Origin of the sequence: Aeromonas molluscorum 848, assembly GCF_000388115.1 — a bacterium.
GTDB classification, from domain to species: Bacteria; Pseudomonadota; Gammaproteobacteria; order Enterobacterales; family Aeromonadaceae; genus Aeromonas; species Aeromonas molluscorum.
Window position 1 is genome coordinate 1 of the sequence record NZ_AQGQ01000274.1, and the last position, 2,168, is coordinate 2,168.

The 2,168-nt window shown below is 54.5% G+C and carries 3 protein-coding genes; all 3 read left to right on the plus strand.

The window, feature by feature from the left end:
• Positions 1–551, plus strand: a 551-nt coding sequence (locus G113_RS19865; protein WP_040319434.1) for an antirestriction protein ArdA, incomplete at its 5' end; no start/stop codon positions are given.
• Between the two features lie 194 nt (positions 552–745).
• Positions 746–958 (plus strand): Hha/YmoA family nucleoid-associated regulatory protein, encoded by a 213-nt coding sequence (locus G113_RS19870; protein WP_005913350.1) that lies wholly within the window; start codon positions 746–748, stop codon positions 956–958.
• Positions 959–971: 13 nt separating this feature from the next.
• A complete protein-coding gene (locus G113_RS19875; protein WP_005913352.1) occupies positions 972–1,541 on the plus strand; it encodes a recombinase family protein in 570 nt (189 codons plus the stop codon).
• Positions 1,542–2,168 lie beyond the last annotated feature (627 nt).

Genomic DNA, 2,168 nt, shown 5'->3' on the forward strand with positions numbered 1-2,168 from the left:
AACTGGAGGACCAAGCCTTCATCAACCGCTGTGTGGCTGTGCTGGATACCGCTGGGATGGGAGAACACAACGTCTACATCTACTGGTTCCGCATCGACTACGGCTGCTGGATTGACGCTGAAGAGGTCGTCAACGCTGGGGGTCTGAGCGACTACCTAGAGTCCCTTGGGATGGAACCGGCAGACGTGGCCGAGCTGATGACCCAAGACTGGGACTGTCAGGATGCTGAAGGGCTGGCCTCTCACTGCCTGCACAAGTACGGGAGCTTTGACTGGAAGGCTCTGGAGGAACTGCTGGAGGTGGACTGTGAGCCCGAGGTACTGGCGGCAGGGCTGGCCTGTGAGATTGCACCAGAAGAGATTCAGGACCGCTACATGGGGTCTTGGGACTGCGACGAAGACATGGCGATGGAGCAATGGGAGGAAGGAGGACAACTTGAGGCAATCCCAGCGTCTGCCCGTGGGTACATCGACTGGCAAGCCGTAGCGAGGGACATGGAGCTTAACGGGGAGTTCGTGAGGTCTGGCACCTGCTACTTCCGCAACTGCTAAGAGGATGGCTTCCCTTAGCGCCAACTAGGGGAAGCCTGAGCGAATCACCTATCAACTCTGGGGAGAGTAATGATGAAGATGGAGCCGCTTGGTAAAGGACTTTATAGGCTGCACATGGAGGGATCAAGTTATACAATCGCTGGCTTTGTTGATTGCTGGCGATTCGCTTGGGAGAAGATGAAGGAGGTTTCCGAATGATTGACTTGGTTATCAGACTACGCCGATTCAAGAGCAGGAAGTCACTGGATAGAGTCGCCCCGAGGATGCTCGATAGGGCTTCCTCTGCGGGCCTCCAAGAGGAACTGAAGGTCATTGCTGCGATTGACCATCGGAAAGCTGAGATAGCAGCAGGAAGGCATTACGACGCGGGGAAAGTCCCTATGACAGCTTGGGCATTGGTTGATTGAGTAGGAGAGAGTGATGGGACAGATTATCGGTTATGCGCGTGTGTCGTCTGTCGGCCAATCGCTGGATGTTCAACTGGACAAACTGGCCGAGGCTGGAGCTGAGAAGGTCTATCAGGAGAAGATGTCCGGCAAGTCAGCCAAAGACCGTCAGCAACTCCAAGCCATGCTGGGGTATGTCCGAGAGGGGGACACAGTGGTGATCACCAAGCTGGACCGTCTGGGCCGCTCTCTCGCTGACCTTCTGGCTATCGTGGAGAAGCTGGAAGAGAAAGGCGTGACCCTCCGTGTGCTGGACCAGACGTTTGACACAGGGAGCGCACAGGGCCGCCTGATGCTGTCCATGCTGGGGGCCTTCGCTGAGTTCGAGCTGGAGCTGAGGAAGGAGCGGCAGATGGACGGGATAGCCAAGGCCAAGGAGCAAGGGAAGCACTTGGGCCGACCGAAGGAACTGGACGAAGAGAAGGTCAAGGAGCGTCTGAAGGTAGGCGGCCTGTCCCCTGCTGGTGTCGCTAAGGAGCTGGGTATCGGGAGGTCTACAGCCTACCGGATAGCGAAAGCGATGAAGGATGAAGGCGAGCTGTGAGTTGATCGAATGTGTCTATCGGTAGAGCCTTGAGCCATCGAAAAGACCTATCATCAAGACTGTCCCAACGTACATTAGAGAAAGCTAATTTACCCTGACCAATAGAAAGAACTGATCGAGTGACCCACTTTGATCGAATCTTTCAATCGACCCCCGAGGCTGTTCACCGCGACACCTTGGGGGTTTGTCGTTTGGGAGGCGCTGGGGCCGACTCTGGGCTTGTTCGTCTGAGTGCCCCTGTTTGTTGTCCCGAGGTCTGTCCCGACGACTACCCGAGGTCCATCCAGACGACTGCCCGAGGTCCGCATTCCCGACGACCATCCCAATGATAACCAACGTAACACACACCGATTACATCTGGCATACAACCAGCAGTTAAAACCTCTAATACACCAAAAGTAAACAGATAATTATCTCGCAAGGACACCATCTTTCAGCAGACAATAAACCCTGACCATTGAATGAAATGAAAGACCGGTCCCCTCTCTCTCCTTCCCTCCGCCCGTCCCTAAGACTATCTATAAGACATCTATTAGATACCCAAGATACTATCTCTCTATACATTACTTACTACAGGTATCTTTAAGACTACCCGAGGATACACGAGGACTACCCAAGGACGCCCCT